This is a genomic window from Thermostichus sp. MS-CIW-38, assembly GCF_054058415.1.
On record NZ_JBSSAH010000005.1, the window covers coordinates 16,118 to 35,906 of the forward strand.

19 protein-coding genes are annotated in these 19,789 nt (G+C 59.6%); 7 read left to right on the forward strand and 12 right to left on the reverse strand.

Annotation, left to right across the window (positions count from 1 at the left end; translation table 11 throughout):
- Positions 1–7: 7 nt before the first annotated feature.
- Both dcd and queA read left to right on the forward strand, forming a co-directional pair.
- A complete protein-coding gene (dcd, locus tag ACVWXZ_RS02970) occupies positions 8–589 on the forward strand; it encodes a dCTP deaminase (protein WP_011433274.1) in 582 nt (193 codons plus the stop codon).
- Positions 590–672: 83 nt separating this feature from the next.
- Positions 673–1,836, forward strand: coding sequence for a tRNA preQ1(34) S-adenosylmethionine ribosyltransferase-isomerase QueA (gene queA, locus ACVWXZ_RS02975; RefSeq protein ID WP_457441714.1), 1,164 nt, complete (start codon positions 673–675; stop codon positions 1,834–1,836).
- On the opposite strand, the gene ACVWXZ_RS02980 is transcribed toward queA, so the two are convergent.
- The 4 genes from ACVWXZ_RS02980 to ACVWXZ_RS02995 all read right to left on the reverse strand — a co-directional run bounded on the left by ACVWXZ_RS02980 (position 1,833) and on the right by ACVWXZ_RS02995 (position 4,569).
- Positions 1,833–2,654, reverse strand: coding sequence for an HAD family hydrolase (locus ACVWXZ_RS02980; protein WP_457402519.1), 822 nt, complete (start codon positions 2,652–2,654; stop codon positions 1,833–1,835). The genes queA and ACVWXZ_RS02980 overlap by 4 nt on opposite strands.
- A gap of 61 nt (positions 2,655–2,715) precedes the next feature.
- The gene (locus tag ACVWXZ_RS02985; protein WP_414350639.1) at positions 2,716–2,985 is read right to left on the reverse strand and encodes a hypothetical protein; all 270 of its coding nucleotides are present in this window, start codon (positions 2,983–2,985) and stop codon (positions 2,716–2,718) included.
- A 12-nt stretch (positions 2,986–2,997) separates the two neighbouring features.
- Positions 2,998–4,278, reverse strand: coding sequence for a beta-ketoacyl-ACP synthase II (gene fabF / locus ACVWXZ_RS02990; RefSeq protein WP_414419164.1), 1,281 nt, complete (start codon positions 4,276–4,278; stop codon positions 2,998–3,000).
- Positions 4,279–4,323: 45 nt separating this feature from the next.
- Positions 4,324–4,569, reverse strand: coding sequence for an acyl carrier protein (locus tag ACVWXZ_RS02995; protein ID WP_041436540.1), 246 nt, complete (start codon positions 4,567–4,569; stop codon positions 4,324–4,326).
- Between the two features lie 240 nt (positions 4,570–4,809).
- Between ACVWXZ_RS02995 and rpsF the strand changes: the two genes are divergently transcribed.
- The 4 genes from rpsF (at position 4,810) to ACVWXZ_RS03015 (ending at position 7,041) form a co-directional block, all read left to right on the forward strand.
- Positions 4,810–5,100 (forward strand): 30S ribosomal protein S6, encoded by a 291-nt coding sequence (gene rpsF, locus ACVWXZ_RS03000; protein ID WP_011433268.1) that lies wholly within the window; start codon positions 4,810–4,812, stop codon positions 5,098–5,100.
- Positions 5,101–5,173: 73 nt separating this feature from the next.
- The gene (locus tag ACVWXZ_RS03005; protein ID WP_414332102.1) at positions 5,174–5,572 is read left to right on the forward strand and encodes a single-stranded DNA-binding protein; all 399 of its coding nucleotides are present in this window, start codon (positions 5,174–5,176) and stop codon (positions 5,570–5,572) included.
- Positions 5,573–5,599: 27 nt separating this feature from the next.
- Positions 5,600–6,298, forward strand: a complete 699-nt coding sequence (locus ACVWXZ_RS03010; RefSeq protein ID WP_457482130.1) for a M14 family zinc carboxypeptidase — start codon at positions 5,600–5,602, stop codon at positions 6,296–6,298.
- Between the two features lie 209 nt (positions 6,299–6,507).
- Positions 6,508–7,041 carry a universal stress protein gene (locus ACVWXZ_RS03015; protein ID WP_414343284.1) on the forward strand — a complete coding sequence of 178 codons (534 nt, stop codon included), beginning with the start codon at positions 6,508–6,510 and terminating at the stop codon, positions 7,039–7,041.
- Positions 7,042–7,054: 13 nt separating this feature from the next.
- Here the strand turns inward: ACVWXZ_RS03015 and ACVWXZ_RS03020 are convergent, their stop codons facing one another.
- The 5 genes from ACVWXZ_RS03020 to purM all read right to left on the reverse strand — a co-directional run bounded on the left by ACVWXZ_RS03020 (position 7,055) and on the right by purM (position 13,231).
- Positions 7,055–8,530 (reverse strand): DUF4340 domain-containing protein, encoded by a 1,476-nt coding sequence (locus tag ACVWXZ_RS03020; RefSeq protein ID WP_457482131.1) that lies wholly within the window; start codon positions 8,528–8,530, stop codon positions 7,055–7,057.
- Between the two features lie 18 nt (positions 8,531–8,548).
- A complete protein-coding gene (locus ACVWXZ_RS03025) occupies positions 8,549–10,111 on the reverse strand; it encodes a GldG family protein (protein WP_457482132.1) in 1,563 nt (520 codons plus the stop codon).
- Between the two features lie 47 nt (positions 10,112–10,158).
- A complete protein-coding gene (locus ACVWXZ_RS03030; protein WP_011433262.1) occupies positions 10,159–10,944 on the reverse strand; it encodes an ABC transporter permease in 786 nt (261 codons plus the stop codon).
- The gene (locus ACVWXZ_RS03035; protein ID WP_414343290.1) at positions 10,941–11,951 is read right to left on the reverse strand and encodes an ABC transporter ATP-binding protein; all 1,011 of its coding nucleotides are present in this window, start codon (positions 11,949–11,951) and stop codon (positions 10,941–10,943) included. The genes ACVWXZ_RS03030 and ACVWXZ_RS03035 overlap by 4 nt, the downstream gene beginning before the upstream one ends.
- Positions 11,952–12,166: 215 nt before the next feature.
- On the reverse strand, positions 12,167–13,231 hold the full coding sequence (gene purM / locus ACVWXZ_RS03040; protein ID WP_457482133.1) for a phosphoribosylformylglycinamidine cyclo-ligase: 1,065 nt from the start codon (positions 13,229–13,231) through the stop codon (positions 12,167–12,169).
- A 144-nt stretch (positions 13,232–13,375) separates the two neighbouring features.
- On the opposite strand from purM, the gene ACVWXZ_RS03045 reads away from it, so the two are divergent.
- On the forward strand, positions 13,376–14,542 hold the full coding sequence (locus tag ACVWXZ_RS03045) for a septal ring lytic transglycosylase RlpA family protein (RefSeq protein WP_457482134.1): 1,167 nt from the start codon (positions 13,376–13,378) through the stop codon (positions 14,540–14,542).
- On the opposite strand, the gene ACVWXZ_RS03050 is transcribed toward ACVWXZ_RS03045, so the two are convergent.
- The 3 genes from ACVWXZ_RS03050 to ACVWXZ_RS03060 form a co-directional block, all read right to left on the reverse strand.
- Positions 14,543–15,553, reverse strand: a complete 1,011-nt coding sequence (locus tag ACVWXZ_RS03050) for a response regulator (RefSeq protein WP_457384780.1) — start codon at positions 15,551–15,553, stop codon at positions 14,543–14,545.
- Positions 15,550–18,612 (reverse strand): PAS domain S-box protein, encoded by a 3,063-nt coding sequence (locus tag ACVWXZ_RS03055; protein WP_457482135.1) that lies wholly within the window; start codon positions 18,610–18,612, stop codon positions 15,550–15,552. The genes ACVWXZ_RS03050 and ACVWXZ_RS03055 overlap by 4 nt, the downstream gene beginning before the upstream one ends.
- Positions 18,613–18,770: 158 nt before the next feature.
- The gene (locus ACVWXZ_RS03060) at positions 18,771–19,769 is read right to left on the reverse strand and encodes a ribose-phosphate pyrophosphokinase (RefSeq protein WP_011433256.1); all 999 of its coding nucleotides are present in this window, start codon (positions 19,767–19,769) and stop codon (positions 18,771–18,773) included.
- Positions 19,770–19,789: the final 20 nt, after the last annotated feature.

Here is a 19,789-nt window from a genome sequence, read left to right on the forward strand (position 1 = left end):
TGCATCCATGTTAAAAAACGACCGCTGGATCTGTGAGCAAGCGCGGCGAGGGATGATCGAGCCGTTCTGCCCTGAGCTGGTGCGCGCTGTTGAGTCTCGGCCTGTTTTGAGTTACGGGCTGTCCTCCTATGGCTACGACATCCGCCTGTCGCCGGTGGAGTTCAAGATCTTTCGCCATGTGCCCGGCACGGTGGTGGATCCCAAGCGGTTTAACCCCAAGAATCTGGAAGCGGTGGAGCTGCACCACGACGAGATGGGGGATTACTTTATCATCCCGGCCCACTCCTATGGGTTGGGGGTGTCTTTGGAGCGGCTGCAAGTTCCGGATAACATTACCGTGATCTGCATTGGCAAATCTTCCTATGCCAGGGTGGGCCTGATTGCCAACCTGACGCCCGCTGAGGCGGGATGGCGGGGTTATCTCACCCTGGAGTTTTCCAACGCCTCCAGCGCCGACTGCCGTGTGTACGCCAACGAAGGGGTGGTCCAGCTTCTTTTTCTGGAAGGGGATCCCTGCCAAGTGACCTACGCCGACCGCGCTGGCAAGTATCAGGATCAGCCGCAGCAGGTGGTGGTGGCCAAGGTTTAGCTGCTTCCCTCAAAAGGGAGAGGGTTGGCGGGATCCGGTTGGCTATGCTGGATCCACGTAGAACCCCATCTTGATTCATCTCCATGCCTGACTCTTTTTCGCCTGCTGCCGCTCCCCCCGGTGAGGCTGAGCCTTTGGGCGATAGGGAACCCAATCCGGATCTGCTCACAGCTTCCTACGACTACACCCTCCCTCCAGATCGGATTGCGCAAACGCCGGTGGAGCCCAGGGATCAGGCGCGGATGCTGGTGGTGTACCCGGATAGGCACGAGCATCGCCGCTTCTGCCATCTGCCCGACTACCTGCGGGAGGGGGATCTGCTGGTTCTCAACGATACCAAGGTGATCCCGGCCCGCCTGTTCGGGGCTAAGGAACCCTCTGGGGCGCGGGTCGAAGTGTTGCTGCTGGAGCCTTGCCTGGAAGGGATCCCTGCCGCCGCCCAACCTCTGCCGGATCAGGCGTGGAACTGGCGGGTTTTGGTCAGGCCGGGCAAACGGGTGAAGGTGGGGGATCGGATTGGTTTTTGGAGCAAGCAGGGATCCCCCTCTGGGCTGAGGGCCACCGTTCTGGCTTTGGATCTGGAAACCGGCGGGCGAGTGGTGCAGTTTGAGTGGGAAGGGGCGCAACCTTTTGAGGAAATCCTGGAACAGGTGGGCCGGATCCCGCTTCCTCCCTACATCAAGGCTTCCGGACAGGTTCGCCCTCAAGACTACCAAACCCTCTGGGCCAAACACCCCGGCTCGGTGGCTGCTCCCACGGCAGGGCTGCATTTTACCCAGGAGCTGCTGGAGCGGCTGGCCCAAAAAGGGATCCAAACCGCCTACATCACCCTGAACATCGGCCTGGGTACCTTCCGACCGGTGGAAGCGGAGCGGGTAACCGAGCATCGTCTCCACAGCGAGTGGCTCAAGGTGCCGGCAGAAACGGTGGCAGCCATCCAAAAAGCCCAAGCCCGCGGGGGGCAGGTGATCGCGGTGGGAACGACTGTGGTGCGCTCTTTGGAAACCGCGGCAGCCTCTGGCACCTTGCAGCCTTGGCAGGGGAAAAGCGATCTCTTCATCTACCCCGGCTACTCCTGGCGGGTGATTCAAGGACTGGTCACCAATTTTCATCTGCCCCGCTCCAGCCTGATGATGCTGGTGGCTGCGCTGATCGGGCGGCAAAGGCTGCTGGATCTCTACCGAGAGGCCGTCGACCAGGGGTATCGCTTCTATTCCTTTGGGGATGGCATGCTGATCCTGCCCTAGGGCTGGGGCTGACCTCCCTGGGATCCCTTGAAGGAACCGGCCTCCGCTTCTGCTTCAACTGGGGTCGAAGGACGGTTTTGCCCGCCGGCAAACCAGTTCCGGATGCGATCCCATTCCACCTGATGGTAGCCGTCCACCGCCCAATTGGCCCGCCGCTGCAGCATGTGCAGAGGAAAGAAGGTGGCCAGAGCCAGCACCGGGATCCCTGCCGAACGGGCTGCCTGAATGCCGGAGTAGGTGGCTTCAATGCTCAAACACGCCTGGGCAGGCAATTCCATCCGCTGCAAAAGCAGGCGGTGCAAGTGTCCTGGGGAAAATATTGGGCCTGCATCATCCCCCGTCACTCGATAGGAGCCCACATCGGTCAACCGTATCAGGGCCGGGCAACAGGACTGGAAACGCTCCAGAAAAGCGGTCACCTCGGCTGCCGATTGGCCGCACAGCAGGCCGACCTTCAGTTGCAGCCGCTCCAGCGTCTCCAAAGTTTCCGCCAAACCGGGAATGAGAGGCAATTCCCTCTGCCCCTGCAAAGCCTGTCGGTAGTATAGGGCCTTGCGTTTCAGCAGCTCTTCCAGTTGTTTGGGGCTGAGCACCCGCCCTTGATCCCCCCACAGAGCCGGCAGGCGCTCTCGATCCGGTCGGCCCAGGTATTGCAGCCGATAGAGCTCCCGCTGCCCAGGGGATCCCGACTGAGGCCAGCAGAGGTTCCAGGGGCGCAGGTTCTCTTCCACCAGCAGTTGGTTGATGGCCTGCAGGTGCAAGTTCTCGTCATCGGCCACCACTCCACTCCAGCTCAAGATCACCCCTTGCAGTCCCATAGGGGGGACATCACCCTCTGCTAACGACCGCAACCCAACTGCATCAAAGCAGATGGCTTGTCTATCCATTTTGGACGCGACGCTCGAACTCTTCCCGAGTGGTGTCCACCAATTGCACTGCCTCTGGATAGAGCTGAGGATGGTTTTGCTTCAGCCAACTGAGCACCCGCGCCAATTGAGCTGCACACAGATCCAAATCCGCTTGAAAAATAACCGCCGCCGCCATGTGCTGAGCATATTCGGGCGGGTGACCCTGCTGCGCCAGCTCCGCCGTCAAAGCGGCCAAGGCTTGTTGGCGAACTGAGGGCAGTGAACTTTCGGGAGAAGACATAGGCCAAGCCCTTCAAGCGGGAGAGTAGCGGCGCAAGGCCAGCGTGACGTTGTGCCCACCAAACCCAAAGGCATTCACCAAAGCGGCCTCGACAGCCATCTGCCGCCCCTTGTGGGGGACAAAATCCAGCCCTTCGCACTCGGGATCGGGGTTGTCCAAGTTGAGGGTGGGAGGAACCCAGCCGTGGTGGATGGCCAAAGCTGTGGCCACCGTGGCAATGCCGCCCGCTCCCCCCAACAGGTGGCCGGTCATGGACTTGGTGGCGCTGATGGCCAAACGGGGGGCATGCTCGCCAAAGACCGACTTGATGGCCTGGACCTCGGCGATATCCCCTACAGGGGTGCTGGTGGCATGGGCATTGATGTGTTGCACATCCCCAGGCTGAAGCCCGGCATCCTTGAGGGCCAGCCGCATCGCCCGGGCCGCTCCCTCGCCGCCGGGGGCAGGGTTGGTCATGTGGTGGGCATCGCAGGTGAGGCCATAGCCGACTATCTCCGCATAGATCTTGGCCCCGCGGGCGCGGGCGTGCTCCAACTCCTCCAGCACCAGGATCCCTGCTCCTTCCCCCATGACAAAGCCATCCCGATCCCGATCGAAGGGCCTACAGGCTTGCTCCGGGGTGTCGTTGCGGGTGGAAAGGGCCTTCATGGCACTAAACCCCGCCATGGACAAAGGGGTAACCGCCGCTTCCGTGCCACCTGTAATCGCCGCTTGCACCTCTCCCCTCTGGATGAGCCGAAAGGCATCGCCAATGGCGTTGGAGCCAGAGGCACAGGCCGTAACTGTGCAGGAATTGGGGCCTTTGGCGCCAAAATGAATGGCCAGGTGACCCGCAGCCATATTGGCAATCATCATGGGCACCATGAAGGGGCTACAGCGATCCGGCCCTTTCTGCAGATAGATGGTCTGCTGCTCTTCCAAGACGCGGATGCCGCCGATGCCGGTGCCCAAGATCACCCCCACTTGCTCGGCGTTGAGAGCGGTGATGCGAAAGTCAGCGTCCTCCAAGGCTTGCCGGGTGGCCGCCATCGCCAGGTGCACAAAGCGGTCGGTGCGCTTGACATCCTTGCGATCCAAGTAGTCGAGGGGATCAAATCCCTTCACCTCTCCGGCAATACGGCAGTCGTGGCGGGAGGCATCGAAATGGGTAATCGGCCCAATGCCGGAGCGCCCTGCCAGCAAGCTCTGCCAAAACTCGGCAGGAGAGTTGCCGATAGGGGTGACCGCACCCAGGCCCGTAATCACAACGCGGCGGGTTGGTCTGTAAGCAGTGGCGGGATCTGTGGTAGCCATCGTCCGGTGTTAGCCCGGGGGTATAGAGTCAGAACTGGGGGCAGACTAGGCAGCTTTCTTCGAGAGGATGTAGTTAACAGCGTCTTGCACGGTGGCGATCCCCTCTGCATCTTCATCGGGGATCTCCAGGTCGAATTCCTCTTCAAAAGCCATGACCAGCTCCACCGTATCAAGGCTGTCGGCCCCCAGGTCGTTCTGGAAATTGGCTTCTGGGGTCACTTTGTCATCTTCCACGCCCAGTTGATCGGACACGATCTTACGAACACGGCTGTAAACTTCGTCTGCGCTCATGCTTGGAATCCCAACTCTCGATTCAGCGTGTCTTGGCCGGGCCAACCAGCGGCCAATGAAGCAATCCCTATTGTATCGGACAATGGATCCCCTCTTGTGAGCAGCCTCACCTGCATTTGCCGCTGCGGCCAGAGTATGGAGGTGTGGGGATTGAGCCGCGGCCTTTTCGGTTGCAGGAAAGAAAAGCTAGTATAGTCTACTGCATCTCTACAACTGGATCCTCAAGGAGAACTCGCTTCCATGCCCCGCGCTTACGAAACGATGCTGATTGTGCGTCCTGATCTGTCAGATGAACCCCTCGAACAACTGCTCAGCAGTCAGGAGGCAATCCTGCGAGAGAACGGAGTAACCCACGTGGAGATTACCAATAGGGGCAAGCGCCGCTTTGCCGGGTTTGAGATGAAAAAGTTCAAGGAGGGTCTGTACATCCAGTTCAACTACGAAGCCGAACCCAATGCGGTGGCTGCCTGGGAGAAAAACCTGCGCATCAACGAGAGTGTGCTGCGCCACATGACTCTCCGCGTCGGCTAGGTTTGACGGGATCCCCGCCTGCGGGCATGATGGAAGTGCGCTGAGCTGCCCCTTATCCCTGGATGGCTCCGTTATGAACTCGATTGTGTTGATGGGCGAGGTTCTGTCTGAGCCAGAGCTGCGCTACACCCCTGATAACTTAGCTGTTGCGTCCTTGGTGATTGGCTTTCCCAGCTTGCGCCCGGATGAGCCGCCCTACCGGGTGCGCGTTTCCTCTTTTGGAGAACTGGCCAAAAGGGTGGTGGACACCTGCCATGTGGGCGACCAAATCACAGTGGAAGGCCAACTGCACATGAATGTGGTGGAGCGAGATGGGCGCAAGGAAAAGCTGGCCGAGATCACCGCGCGCCGTGTCCATCAGCTGGGATCCGCTCGCGTCCTCTCTCTGACGGGGATGGGCGAACCGGCGATTGTGGAATCCTCTGAGGGGGATGTGGTTTCCCCACCGGAGCCGGACGATCTCCCGTTCTAGAGGTTGTGAGACTTGCCGGGATCCCCCATGTCTCAAAAACTTGGCGAACCCTTGGGATCCCTGCAGGCCATCGGCTACTCGGTGCAGGGACGTCCTATTCACCTTTGGCAGCTCACCCAAGGGAGCCGCTCCTTGCTGCTGATCGGCGGGGTACATGGGGATGAGGTGGAGGGCTATGCCCTGATCGAGCGCTATGTGGCTTCTGGGAAATGGGGATCCCTGGCCGGGAAAGCGACCCTATGGGCAATCCCTCGCTTGAACCCGGATGGCTGTGCCCTGGGGCAACGTCTCAATGCCAACGGTGTGGATCTCAACCGCAATCTGCCCACCCAAGATTGGATCCCGGCCTCTTTGGAAGCTCGCTATCCGCCCGGATCGGCCCCAGGCTCCGAGCCCGAAACGCAAGTGTTGTTGACGAGTTTGGCCCGGATTCAGCCCCAGTTTATCCTTTCTGCCCACTCCTGCCAGGCGCACCCCTGTGTGAACTACAACGGCCCTGCCCTTGAGCTGGCCCAGGTGATGGCCGCTTGCAACGGCTTGCCCATTACCGCCGACATTGGCTACCCTACCCCTGGTTCTCTGGGCACTTGGGCAGGGCAGGAACGGCACATCCCAACCCTAACGCTGGAAATCCTGCGGGGCACTCCCCTCGATCAAGTCTGGCAAGAGCAGGCCGAGGCGCTGCAGGCGGTGTTGGAGTGGGCAGCTCAAGGCGATGCCTTCTGACCGGTGTCAAGATCTCTGAACTTTCGTTGCCAATCTGCCTAGTTCGTTCAAGATATCTGGGGTTTTCTCGCCCAAATCTTCTACAACACAGATAGGTGGGGCAGAGCAGAGGGGAGCTTGGAGTCGAGGGAAAAGGGGTCAGAGGTCAACCCCGAAGTCACGCTGCTTCTGCCTTGTGCCCCGCTGTTAGCCATCTGGAGGAAGCCGATATGTTCAGCAGGATTTTGGTGGCAGTGGATCGGTCGGAGCTGAGCCAGGGAGTATTTCAAAAGGCCGTCCAAGTGGCCAAGGCCATGCAGGCGCAGATGATGATTCTCCATGTTCTGTCTCAGGAAGAGCCGGGCGCCCCAGAGCCGCCGATGATCCTGGGGGTAGATTACAGCTCCACCATCAGCGCCGAGCTGTGGCAGTCCTATCGGGAGCAATGTGCCATCTTCGAGCAAAACCAGATGGACTACCTGCGCTCGCTGGTGGAGAAAGCGGCTGAGCACGGGATCCGCGCTGAGTACACCCTCAACTACGGCAACCCCGGTCGGGTCATCTGCGATCTGGCCCGCTCTTGGGATGCGGACTTGGTGGTGGTGGGCCGCCGCGGCCACTCCGGCCTGAGCGAGCTGTTTCTGGGCAGCGTTAGCAACTACGTGCTGCACCGCGCTCCCTGCTCGGTGTTGACGATACAAGGGGAAGCTCTGAAAAAAGCAACCCAAACCGCGGAGGAGAAGACAGCTACCTCTGCTGGCTAAGGCTCTAGGAACTCTAGGGCGAGGGAGTGGGATCTGGTCGCGTGAGTGGGGCAGAGTCCTTGCTCTCCGGCTGGCCCTCCAAGAGGCGATTCACTTCGGTTTCCAGGCTGTTGAAGGTGCTCAGCTCGATCACGGCAATGTCCGGCTGGCGGCTGCTTTGCACGTAGGCCCGCAAGCCAGAGGCGGCCAAGGTCAGGGTTAAGGGATCCTGCTCGGCGTCGGGTTTGGGCTCAAAGGTCAGCCGTAGGTCGGGCTCAGACAACACCCTTTGGGCTTCCGCGTCGGCCTGTTCCACAAACTCCTTGGCGCGGGCAGCATTCAGGCTGGAGAACAGAGAGCCGAGATCCACAGGCTGGCCCGGTCGCTCCGGGTTTTCCCAGCGCAGCTCCAGGGATCCCTTCTCTGAAGGCCGAGGGGTGAGGGTGACCTTTTCCCCTTGGGATTCTAAGGTGACTTGGCCCACTTGGTTGGCGTTGAGGCGGGCAATGCGGTGATCCCGCAGCTCTTCCAAGTCGGAGCGGAGAATATCGGCGGTGGAGGTGAGCAAGGTGGCTACTGCCGGGTGCTCAGAGGTGATGACGTACACCTGGCCATCTTTCTCCGATCCCAAAGCGACGTTCAGGGTTTTGCCGCCCTCCAGCTCCACCGTCAGGCGGGCGGAAGGCTGCTCCAGGCCATAGGGGGCGAGCTCGTCTTTGGTCTCGGCGGGGAACTCCACGGCCTGCAGGCGGGCCAGAGTATTGAGCAAGCGGTTGACGTTGATCTCATCGGCAGGCAGCTCTCTGGGCTGGACAATCTGCCAAGTAAAGTGCTCCGCACCGCTGGCGCGAACGTCTTGCCGCTGCAGGCGAACAACTTCCGGCTCCGCCTCTGCCAACTGCACTTGCAGGGCCTTCACCTCGGCAGTGTCAAACCGAAGCAAAGTCTTGTCCCGCAAAGCCAGTAGGGAGGGCAACAGGGATCCCTTCTGGGCACTGCTTAGAAGCACCACCTGTCCCCCTTCGGGCTGGGCGTAGAAGCCGGAGCCATCGAAGTTGTCGTTGCCGATGGCTAGGCGGTAGGGATCCCCTTCCTTGGGGAAAAGGGCAATTTGGTGTCGCGGCTGATCCAGGCCAAAAGCGGCTAGGTCGGTGGCCCCCTCTAGGGTGATTTGGGGGGTGAGGCGGGAGAAGGTGTTGAGCAACTGCTCAATGGGGAAGTCCAGCGCCGCTGACTGAATGGGACTGACAATCCGCCAGCGGGATCCCTCTTCTTCTGGATTGCGCTCCAAAAGGATTTCCAAGTACTCCGCACCGCTGCCGCGAACGGGTTCCCCCTCTTTCTGTTGGCGGATTTCAATGCGGGCGATGGTGTCGGTGGCAAAGTGGAACAGCCGCGCTCGCTCCGCCTGTTGCTCCTGACGCAGTTGCCGGATGTTGTCCAAGAGGAAGTAGCCCAGCAAACAGGCCACCGCCAAACCCAGGAGAATCCAGGTGGTTCGCTTGAACATGCCTGCTTTCCTCCAGCTCTACCGTCTTTGCCACCACAGGGCAGCTCCGGAACCCAGGGCCGCCAAGGGCAAAAGGACCGTCGATCCCAGCACCAGCCAGCGGAAGTTTTGACCGGTCAGGGTGAGACGGCGATCCGTGATGGATTTGGGGCGGATGGAGATCTGCTCCGTTTGCTCAGTCAGCCAGTTGAGGGTGTTCAAGAAGAGATCCCGGTTGCCCTGCTGCCGCAAGTTGCCGTTGAGGGCAAAGTTGACATTGCCGATCACCACCAGGCGGGCCTCCTGCCGGGATCCCGAGCCCTGTTCTGGGTCGGTGTCCAGACGGCGGGTTAAAGCAACGCCCAGGGTAAGGGGGCCAGGCTTGTCCTGCTCCGGATCGAACTGCAGGGGGCCACTTTCCAGGTCAGGACTGGTCTCCCCCCAGCTTTGCGGGCTGGTGCGCAGTAGGGGCGTGGCTTGGATCCCTTCGCGGGCTTCGGTTTCCACAGAGCGGGCCAGGGGGAACAGGGTCATTAGCCGCTGGGCCGCCAAGGGGGCGGTGATGGGGTGATCCCCGTAGGTAGTAACCAGGGCAACCGCCGGCCCTGTCCCCAACAGTTGGCTGACGCTGCTCACCTCAATGAGGATGTCATCCCCCAAGACCACGCCCCACTCTTCCAGCAAGGGATCCAGGCCAGCCTCCACCCGCGGCCCGATCAGCAACAGCAGCCGTCCGCCTTTCGCCAGATAATCCTGCAGTTTCTCCACCTCGCCGGGGAACAAAGCCCGCTGTGGCCCCTCCAGCACCAGGACATCCGCCTCTTCTGGGATCCCCGATTGCACCAAGTTGAGGGGCTCTACCCGATAGCCTTCCTGACCCAGGGCTGCCGCCGCCTGGGCCAGAGTTGGAGTACCTTCCCTCGCTTCCAGCCCCACTTCCCCGTGCCCTTGCACGAAATAGGCCAGCAACTCCCCTCGGTTGACCACTTTGGACAGGACGGGGGTCAGTTTGCTCTCCAGATCAGGGGCAGGGGGCTGAGGCAGTTGTTGCCGGCTTTCTCCGGCCTCCACCACCAGGGTGTTGTTCTGGGTCACCTGCAGCCGCTGAATGGTCAAGGGATCCCGGTTGGGATCCACAAACTCAAACTGGAAGCGGTTGGGGTTGAGGCGGCGATAGCGCTCCAGTTGTTCCCGCAAGTTGGGATCCGGCGCTGTGGTTGCCACCCAAACTTTGACCGGCTGCGCCAATCCCTGCACCAATTGCCGGGTTTGGGGCGACAGGGTAAACAGGCCCTCCTCGGTGAGATCCAGCCGCAGGTCGTAGCGCACCGCCACCACATTCACCAGCACCAGAATGACGGCCATCGCCGCCGCCGCCACCAGGATGTTGGCGTTGGTCTGGGTGGAACGCAAACCGAGGAAGACCCCCACCTCCTGCCGGTGGGTGATGCCCCAAGCCACCAGCAGGGCCAGGCCCGTTTCCAGCATGCTCAGGGGCACAGCCGTCCAACCGGTAAAGGCGGATCCCACCACCAGGCCAATGGCGATGACGCCAATGCCCAGGATCCCTGTCCAGTCCAATAACGCGCGCCAGTCCTTCATAATGCTCCGCACCGCTGCCGCAAACACCACACTCCTCCCATCTGACCCTAGCTCTGTTGCCAGCGCAGGCTTTCCACCGATTGCACCGTGGCAAACAGCCCCAGGACGATGATGCTCAAGAAAAGAATGAGGCTGCTGCTGCTGAGGATCCCTTGCACCCAGTTGCTATATTGCTGCAGCAAAGACACATGCCGCAGCGTCGCGGCAATCCAGTTCTCCTCCTGGCCGGCTGCCGCGTCGATCACCCAGAGCAACAAAATCAAGCCAAAGGTGGCCACTGCTGCGATGAGGGTGCTGTCTGTCAGAGACGAGATAAACAACCCCAAGGCCATGACACTGCCCGCCAGCAGGGTTAGGCCCACATAGCCCATCAAGGTCAGGCGGTAGTCCACTGCCGGGTTGGCGCTGCTCAGCACCAGCACATGGTAGACCAGCGGCGGCAGCAGCAGCGTGATGAAAAACACCCAGACCGCCAACCATTTGCCCAGGGCCACCTCCAAGTTGGTGATGGGAGAAGTAGCCAGCAGCTCCATCGTGCCTCGCCGCCGCTCCTCGGCATAGGAGCTCATGGTGAAGATGGGCAATAGAAATAAGGAGAGGGTGCCCAAGAGGTTGAGAAACTGCTGTGACAGGATGGTGGCCGCGTCGAAATTGTTCTCCTGGCCGAACTGGGCGAAAAGATCCACCTGCTGAGAAAAGCTGATCACCCGCACCAGAATATTAAAGAAGAAAAACCCCGCCAGTCCCCAAAACACCGCGGCCACCACATAGGCAATGGGGGAGGTGAAGTAGCCGCGCAGCTCTTTGCGAAAAATGGCAACCACTCCGTTCATGCCGCTTCCTCCAATGCGCCCTCAGATCCCTCTTGCGTAGTGAGCTGCAGGAAAATCTCTTCCAAAGAAGCCTGCGGGCGGCCTATCTCGTAGAGGTCGATCCCTGCCTGCACCAGCACCCTGGCCACCTCCGGGATCCAGCCGTCCGCGGCAGCGTTGCTCTTGAGCTGCACCTGCCAGCGGGAGGGATCCGCCGCCAAGGGCTGTAGGCTCACCACCTCCACTTGGGGCAAAGGCTGCAGGGCCGTCCGGATGGCCATTGCCTCGGTTGCCCCCACCACCAGCTTTGCCTGCTGCCGATCCTGGAGCTGGGCTGTCAGCTCGGCAGGCGTGCCAATGGCCGCCACCTGGCCGCGGTTGATGATCACCACTCGGTCGCAGGTCATGCTCACCTCGGGCAGGATGTGGGTGGAGAGGATGATGGTGTGCTCCCCCGCCAGGCTCTTGATGAGCTTGCGCACCTCGATAATCTGCTTGGGATCCAGCCCAATGGTGGGCTCATCCAGGATGATCACCGGCGGGTCGTGAACCAGAGCTTGGGCGATGCCCACCCGCTGCTTAAACCCCTTGGAGAGCTTGCGGATGAGGGTGTGGCGCTTTTCTTCCAGGCTGCACCGCCGGATCGCCTCGTCCACCCGCCTGGGCCGATCGCCAGCGCTGACCCGCTTGATCTGGGCCACAAAGTGCAGGTACGCCTCCACCGTCATGTCGGGGTAGAGGGGTGGGTTTTCCGGCAGATAGCCAATGCGCTGCCGCACCGCCATCGAGTTTTCGTGAACATCAAACCCGGCCACCCGCGCCGTCCCCTCGCTGGCAGGCAGATACCCCGCCAAAATGCGCATGGAAGTGGTCTTGCCAGCCCCATTCGGCCCCAAAAAACCCATGATCTCGCCGGCGTTCACCTGGAAGGAAACATCGCGAATGGCAGTAAAGCTGCCGTAGGTTTTGCTCAGATGCTCAACTTCGATGGCACCCGCGGTTGCACGAGCAGTGGGTAAACCTGTCATCAGCAACTCCTAACCTAGAGGGTCAGCAGCGATTAGCAAACGGTCCAAGGCCGAGTTACCCCTATTCCCAAAGAGGACAAATGTCGGGAAGCAGGCTCGGGCAAGAAGGCGGGCAACAGCGCTGAGGCCACATGCCAACTTAGCATAGCGACGGCGAGGATGAGTCGAGGGAACTGGGATCCCTTTCCCCCTTTTGGTGGGGATCCATCGGTTGGCTAGTCGGCAGGGCTTGTGAGGGATCCCCACTGTTCCAGTCCCAGAACGCGGCTTTCCCCTGGACAGGCCGCCACCACCTCCCCAATGGGGAAGGCTTCGGGGAGCAGGGATCTCACCTGATTTTCCGCCTCGGGGGGGATCACCAGCACATAGCCCACCCCCAGGTTGAAGGTGCGGAACATCTCCAAGGTCTCCACCTGGCCCTGCTCTTGGAGCCAAAGAAACTCCCGTGGGATGGGCCAGCTATGGGGCTGCAGCCGCGCCGCCTGGTTGGGGGCCAAACAGCGGGGCAAGTTTTCCGGGATCCCGCCGCCAGTGATGTGGGCCATGCCGTGGATGGCGATCCCTGCTGCCTGCAGCCGCTGCACCGCCTGCACGTAGATGCGGGTGGGGGTGAGGAATACTTCCGCCAAAGGCCGATCCCAGCCGGGAGGCCGGTGATCCCAGCGCCAACCCCGGTCGGCCACAATCCGCCGCACCAAGCTGTAGCCGTTGCTGTGTAGGCCGCTGCTGGGCAAAGCCAACAGCCGATCCCCCAACTGCACCCGCGACCCATCCAGAATGGCCGCCTTCTCCACAATTCCCACACAAAACCCGGCCAGGTCGTATTTCCCAGGGGGATAGAACCCCGGCATCTCCGCCGTTTCCCCGCCCAGCAGTTGGCAGCCCGCCTCCTGGCAGCCCGCCAAGATGCCGTCGATCACCTGCCACAGGGCTTCTGGCTCCAGCTTGCCAGTGGCCACATAGTCCAAGAAAAACAGCGGCCGGGCCCCCACCGTCAGCACGTCGTTGACGCACATCGCCACCAGATCGACGCCCACCCCCTGGTGCTGACCCCACTGCTGGGCAATGTCCAGCTTTGTCCCCACCCCATCGGTGCCCGCCACCAACACCGGCGCTTGATACCCTGTCGGCAGCTCAAACAGGCCGGCAAAGCCGCCGATGCCACCCAAGGTTTCTGAAGAACCTGAAGACGGAACTTGAATCCGTTCAACGCGCTCGCGGATCCCCCTGACAAAGGCCTGGCCCAGATCGATGTCAACCCCTGCTGAGCGGTAGTCCAAGATGCCGAAACCCCTTATGCTATCAAGACTTGAGCTCCTGTGTCCGACCGTACAAACGGGTCAACTCAGAAACCTATGGTACATTAACTTCTGTTTTAACCGTCGCACTGGAAGTTGTACGAGATTGGAGAGGAGCGCGGCCTCATGCGAAATTGGAAACAGCTTGGACAGGGACTGGATCCCGCCCGCAAAATGGGCTTGGTCAGCTGTCTCTGTGTCACGGCTTTGGGCTTGCCGGCAGGCATGTTGGGCGGCTTGACTTCGCGAGCACAAGCCTCGACGCGAACCGGATCCCCCAACACCCGAGCAGCGAAGCTGTCATCTGACTCCCAATTGCCCTCCCCGGCCACCCCTTCCCAACCCCTCCCTGCTGCCGCAGCCCCAGTCAGAACGCTGCCGAGAACCCCCCAAACCCCTATCTCCGGCCACGAGGGTCTTGCCCCTGCCAAACTGGGTACCCTGAACTTGGATCATCCCTTGAACCGATCTCGCCAGGCGATCCTGCCCCGTCGAGCAGAAGAACCCATTCTCAAGATCGGCGAACAACAGCAGCACACAAACCAGCCCATCTCCACCCTCTACGACTATCAGATGGACGGGCAACAGGTGGTTACTGTCTATGTGCGGGATCTGCCCATTGTCAGTTTTGTCGAGCACCCTGGGCTGGAGCCACCGCTGATGCGGGCCAGCACCCTTGTGGCCCAGCTCAACCAAATGGCCCAGGGATCCCTGAAAGACACCACCATCACCTTAGGTTGGGCAGATCTGGAATTGGCCGAACAAGGCTTGGGTGTTCCTCTCTACACCATTCAGGTCAACAACAAGGAATTGCTGCGCATCGACGCTGGAGTGCTGTTGATCGATAACCAGCGCCCGGTGGATGTGGCTGTTTTGGCCGCCAATCGTCTGCGCCGTCTGCTGCTCGATGCCCCGCCCATTTCAGCTCCGGCCCTGCCTCAACCGGCTGCTCTGACCGCCAAAGCCACCATGGCAGGTTCCAAGCCGAAAACAGCCCCTCAGCAGGAACCCACCCCTGTCCGTGTGGTTGGGCCTGTGCAAGAGGGCATTGCTTCTTGGTATGACCTGCACCCAACCCGCCATGAGATGACGGCTGCCCACCCCACCCTGCCCTTTGGCACCGAGGTACGGGTGACCAACCTGAAAAATGGCCGCCAGGCCGTGGTGCGCATCAACGATCGCGGCCCTTTTATTCCCGGTCGGATCATCGACCTCTCCCTGCGGGCGGCAGAGGTGTTGGGGATGGTGCGCTCGGGGCTGGCACCTGTGCGGGTGGAAGTGCTGCAACGCTAGCTAGGGCACGGGCGAAAAGCGCTTGGAATCGGGGGAATAGCGCCAAGAAATGCCGTCGGGATCCCGGCTGCGGCTCCACTCCGGAAACCCGGTTTTGAATTTCCAATAGGTAATGGCGGAAACCACCACCCCCAAACGTTCCGCCAACTGAGTCTGGTTGAGGGGGCGCAGCGGTGCCCGTGGCGCCGTAACGGCGGTGGGGCTGGGTGTGGGGGCAGAGCCTGCCGACTCTTGGGGGGCCGTGGCTGCAGGGGTGGGCGCTTCCTCCTCCAACCGGTGACTACGGCTGGGCTCCTGGGGACGCAGCAGGCTGAACTGGCTCAACAGGCCAACATTTTCCAGGTTTAAAAGATTTTCCAGGTTAGAGGTCTGGTGGATCAGCTCCAGCTCACGGCGAAACTCATCCTCCAGCACCTGCAGGTAGTGTTCCCGCTTCTGCTCCGACTCGGCATCTTTGAGCAGCCCCAAGGCAAAGCTGAGGTTCGAGAGGGGCTCGCTCAGATCCTGCAAGAATTTCTTGAACAGAGTGCCCTTCACGTCCGTGAACTGCTGCAACTGCTGCAGTTTTTGCCGCAGCTCCTCGATTCTTTTCTCTTCCAGCTTGCGGTTCTCGAGGCTCTGGCGGTGGTTGTGCAGGGCAATTTCAATGGTGGTGTAGAGTTCCCGCTCTTTGAAGGGTTTGATGATGTAGCCAAAGGGTCGGGTCTCTTTGACGCGGGAGAGGGTGTCTTCGTCGGCGTAGGCCGTCAGATGCACCACCGGAATGTTGAAGCGCTCGGTGATCCGCTTGGCGGCTTCTATGCCATCGATATCGCCTTTTAGGACGATATCCATCAAGACCAAGTCCACCGGCATCTCTTCCAGCCTTCGGATCGCTTCTTCCCCGGAAGAAGCAATGGCGGGCACAGCGTAGCCAAATTTTTTCAGAACGTTGGCAATGTCCTTGGCGATGATCTTCTCGTCTTCGACGACCAGAATACTGCCTTTGACAAGGGGTGGAACTCTCTTCAAGGCTCGCTCCTCGGAAAGGTAATGATGAAGGTGGTACCCGGTTTGCTCCTCAATTGTATCTTGCCCTGTAGCTGATCGGTGAGGGTTGCAACCAGTTGTAAACCCAGAGATTGAGTTTCCTTGAAGTCAAAGTTCGGGGGCAAGCCAACGCCATTGTCGGAGACTCGCAACTGAGTATATTTGCGGGTTTGGCTGAAATGAATCTCTATCTCCCCGCTGCGGCCCTTCGGGAAGGCATACTTGAGGCTGTTGGTCACCAACTCGTTGATGATCAGGCCACACAAGACCGCATCGTCCAGGTTGAGGCGGATCCCTTCGGCGCGGATGTTGGCGCGAATGCTCTCGGGGTTTACCCCGTAAGAGTGAAAGAGGTTGGAGATCAAATTGTGTAGGTACTGCTTGAGATCCACAGCGGCCAGATTGTTGGATTGGTACAAACCTTCGTGGATCAAAGACATGGCTTGAATACGGCTGCCGGCATCCTTAAAAACGCGGGCGTACTTGCGGCTTTTGATTTGGTCAGCTTGGAGCCGCAGCAGGCTGGAGATGATTTGCAGGTTGTTTTTGACGCGGTGGTGAATCTCCCGCAGCAGGACTTCTTTTTCCTGAAGGGCGGCCTGGATCTGCAGCTTTGCCCGTTTTTCTTCGGTAATGTCTTCGCAAATGCCGATGATGAAGAGGTTTTTGCCCTCGGGATCCCGGACTGCAGAGACTGCCAGGCGGCACCAAACCACCTTTCCGCTGCGGTGGATGTAGCGTTTTTCCAGGTGGTAGCGATCCCGTTGGCCGTTCAAAACCTCCTGGAAGAGTTGCCAATCTTCCTGAATGTCCTCGGGATGGGTGAGGTCGCAGAAGCTCATGTGGGTCAGTTCGGCAGCGCTATAGCCCAAGATCTCTTCCAGAGCGGGGTTCACTTTTAGGTAATGGCCCCAATGATCGACGATGGAAATGCCCAGGGCTGACTGCTGGAAGATGCCCCGTAAACTCAGCTCACTTTGGCGAAGGGCTGCCTCGGCTTGCTTGCGCTCGGTAATGTCCAAAATCTGGCTTAGAAAGTAGCTGGGATCCCCTTGGGCCGTGCGCACCAGGGTGATGCGAAGAATGGCATAGACTATTTGGCCGTTCTTGTGGATGTAGCGTTGTTCCTGTTCGCACTGATGCACCTGGCCGGCCAGCAGGCGGTTGCTGTTTTCCAGAGTGGTGGCGATGTCGTCGGGATGGGTGATGTCGAGGACGGTTTTCCCTTTGAGATCCTCCAGGGTGTAGCCCAGGGTTTCGGTAAAAGCGGCGTTGATTTGCAAATAGGTGCCATCCACGTGGGTCATGGCCTTGGCAATGGGGGCCCATTCAAAGGATTGGCGGAAGCGTTCTTCACTTTCTTTGAGGGCAATTTCTGCCTCCACGCGGGCGCTGATGTCGATCACCTGGTTGAGAAACTGGGTGGGCTGTCCTTCCTCGTCGGTGAGCAGGGTGGCCTGAAACAGCACATGAACAACCTGGCCGGAACGGTGGGTGTAGCGAATCTGGCGCTGGCTGACAGAGACCTTCCCTGCCAGCAAAGCCTCATTGGCCCCCAGCAGTGGGTTGACATCTTCGGGGTGGAGAATGTCCAGTTGTTGCCGATGTTTCAATTCTTCGGGGGTGTAGCCGACAATCTGGGCAAAGGCATCGTTGACCTGGATAAATCGCCCCTGCAAGTCCACAAGGGCAATTCCATTGGGGGCCAGCTCAAAAATCTGCCGAAAATGGTTGGCGCTTTGTTGCCAGGCTTGCTCTACACGACGCCGTTCGGCTTCCAGTTGCTTGGACTCAGTGATGTCTTCGACGATCCCTGCCACCCGATAGATTTTGCCCTCTTTGTCGGCGATGGGAAAGGTGCGTTCTCGCAGCCAAATCAGGCGGCCATCAGTGTGATAAATGCGGAAGACAACATCGGTGGATTTGCCCTCCGATTGGGCTTTGAGGATGGTGGGGAACAACCAGCGGTCGTCGGGGTGGATCTGGCGGATCCAGGCTTGGGGGTTGGCGTAGGCCTCTTCGGCGGAGCGGCCCCAAATGGCTTCACAGGCTGGGCTGACGTAGATCAGCTCTTTGCTGTAGACCGTTGTAATCCAAAACAGTTGCTGCGTATTCTCTGCCAGTTGCAGAAAACGATGCTCGCTCTCTCGGCGGGCCTCTTCCAATTGTTGTTGTCGTTCTTTCAGTTGACGGGATGCTGTGATGTCGGTAACAAATCCTTCAAAATAGAGGGGATCCCCTTGGTCGTTGTAGATGGTACGGGCATTTAAAGAAATCCAAATTAGCCTGCCATCTTTGCAGCAGACTTGGTGTTCAAAATTCACAACTTGACCTTCTCTCAGCATGCGCTGGATGAATTCGGCTCGTTGCTCCGGATCGCTATAGATTTGGGTGCCAATATCGGAGACGTTGTGCATCAAATCCTCAGGGGATTCGTAGCCGAAAATATGGGCCAAGGCCGGGTTGGCAACCAGATATTTGCCCTCTAGGGTGGTTTGAAAAATGCCTTCGACGGCGTTCTCGAAGATCTGCTGGTAGCGGGCAGCAGTGCTGCGGCTGTCCTGCAGTTGGGATTGGAGCTGCTCGAGGGTTTGCCGATGCTCCTGGGCTTGGAGAAGAATGTGCTTCAGGCTGAGGGCAACGAGGTCAATCTGTTCCCGTTCAAAGGAACTCAGTTGGCGAGGATGGCAGTCGAGCAGGTGCAGATCGGCCAACCGGATCCCCTGCTCAGTTTGCAAGAGAAAGGACTCATGAAAAGGCCATTGCTCAGAGCCGACATCGGGGTTGAAAGGTTCTCCGGCTGGGATCCCTTGCGGATCCCGGTAGAGGATCCCTTTTGAAGACGAGTGGGGATCCGATCCCGGCTGATCCAGTTCCAGATAGACCAAGGGCACTTTCAGCAGTTGACCCAGTAATTGCAACAGCGGGTACAGCGCTGTACCCAGTTCGGTTTGAAGGGACTGCCCTTCCCTGGGAGCAGTCCGCGGGAAAGCAAAACCGTGCACAACGGATCTTGGCGAGCGAGAAATGGGAGGTGACATGGGAAAACCTGGCCGAGGAGCTGGCTCAACCCAGTCCATCACGACAGATCGGGGGTGCCTGGTTGGGCTGATCTCCACAGGGAAAAGGAGCAGGCGCACCCATTCTGCACCCACTCTACTCTAGCGATACTCTGGAGAAACTTACTTTGAAACTTACTTTAGTGAAACATGCTGCTGACGGAGCTATCTTCATGGATGCGCCAGATCGCTTCCCCCAGCACATTGGCTACCGAGAGAACGGTTAACTCGGGAAAGTGCTGCTCTGGAGGGATAGGGATGGTGTTGGTGACGATCACCTCTTCAAATAGACCACCCCGCAGGCGTTGAATGGCCGGCTCAGAAAAAACAGGATGAATGGCGCAGGCATAAACCGCTTTGGCTCCCAGCTTGCGCAGCAATTTTGCCCCTTCCGAGATGGTGCCTGCGGTATCGATCATGTCATCCACAAGGATGGCAGTTTTCCCCCGCACATCCCCAATCAGATTCATGACTTCCACATCGTTGTGGGCTTGACGGCGCTTGTCGATGATTGCCAGAGGGGCTTCCTTGAGCTTTTTGGCAAAGGCACGGGCACGAGCCACACCCCCCACATCGGGAGAGACGACCACAATGTCTTCGTCGAGCAAGCCCTTTTCCTTGAGGTAAGCCTGTAATACCGGCTGGGCGTAGACGTGGTCGAGGGGAATGTCGAAGTAGCCTTGAATCTGGGCCGAGTGCAGATCCATAGCCAGCACGCGGTGAGCTCCCGCCTGGGTAATCATGTTGGCCACCAGCTTGGCGGTGATCGCTTCTCGGCCTGCCGTTTTGCGGTCGGCGCGAGCGTAGCCGTAGTAGGGCAAGACAGCGGTGATCTGCCGGGCAGAGGCGCGGCGACAGGCATCGATGATCACCAGCAGTTCCATCAGGTGGTCGTTGACGGGGCGGCAAGTGGGCTGCACCAAGTAGACATCAGCACCCCGGATCGACTCTTGGATTTGGATGTACAGCTCGCCATCGGCAAAGCGCTTGCGCAACATCGGGCCCAGATCCATGCCCAAGTAACGCGCCACCTCCTGAGCCAGAGCCGGGTTGGCGCTGCCTGAGAAGATTTTGAGGCGGTTGCTATCCGAGATGGGTGGCAGGGGAGAAGGGCGAAGAAGGGGTGCAGGGCGAACCACAGATCGATGCTGAACTCGTC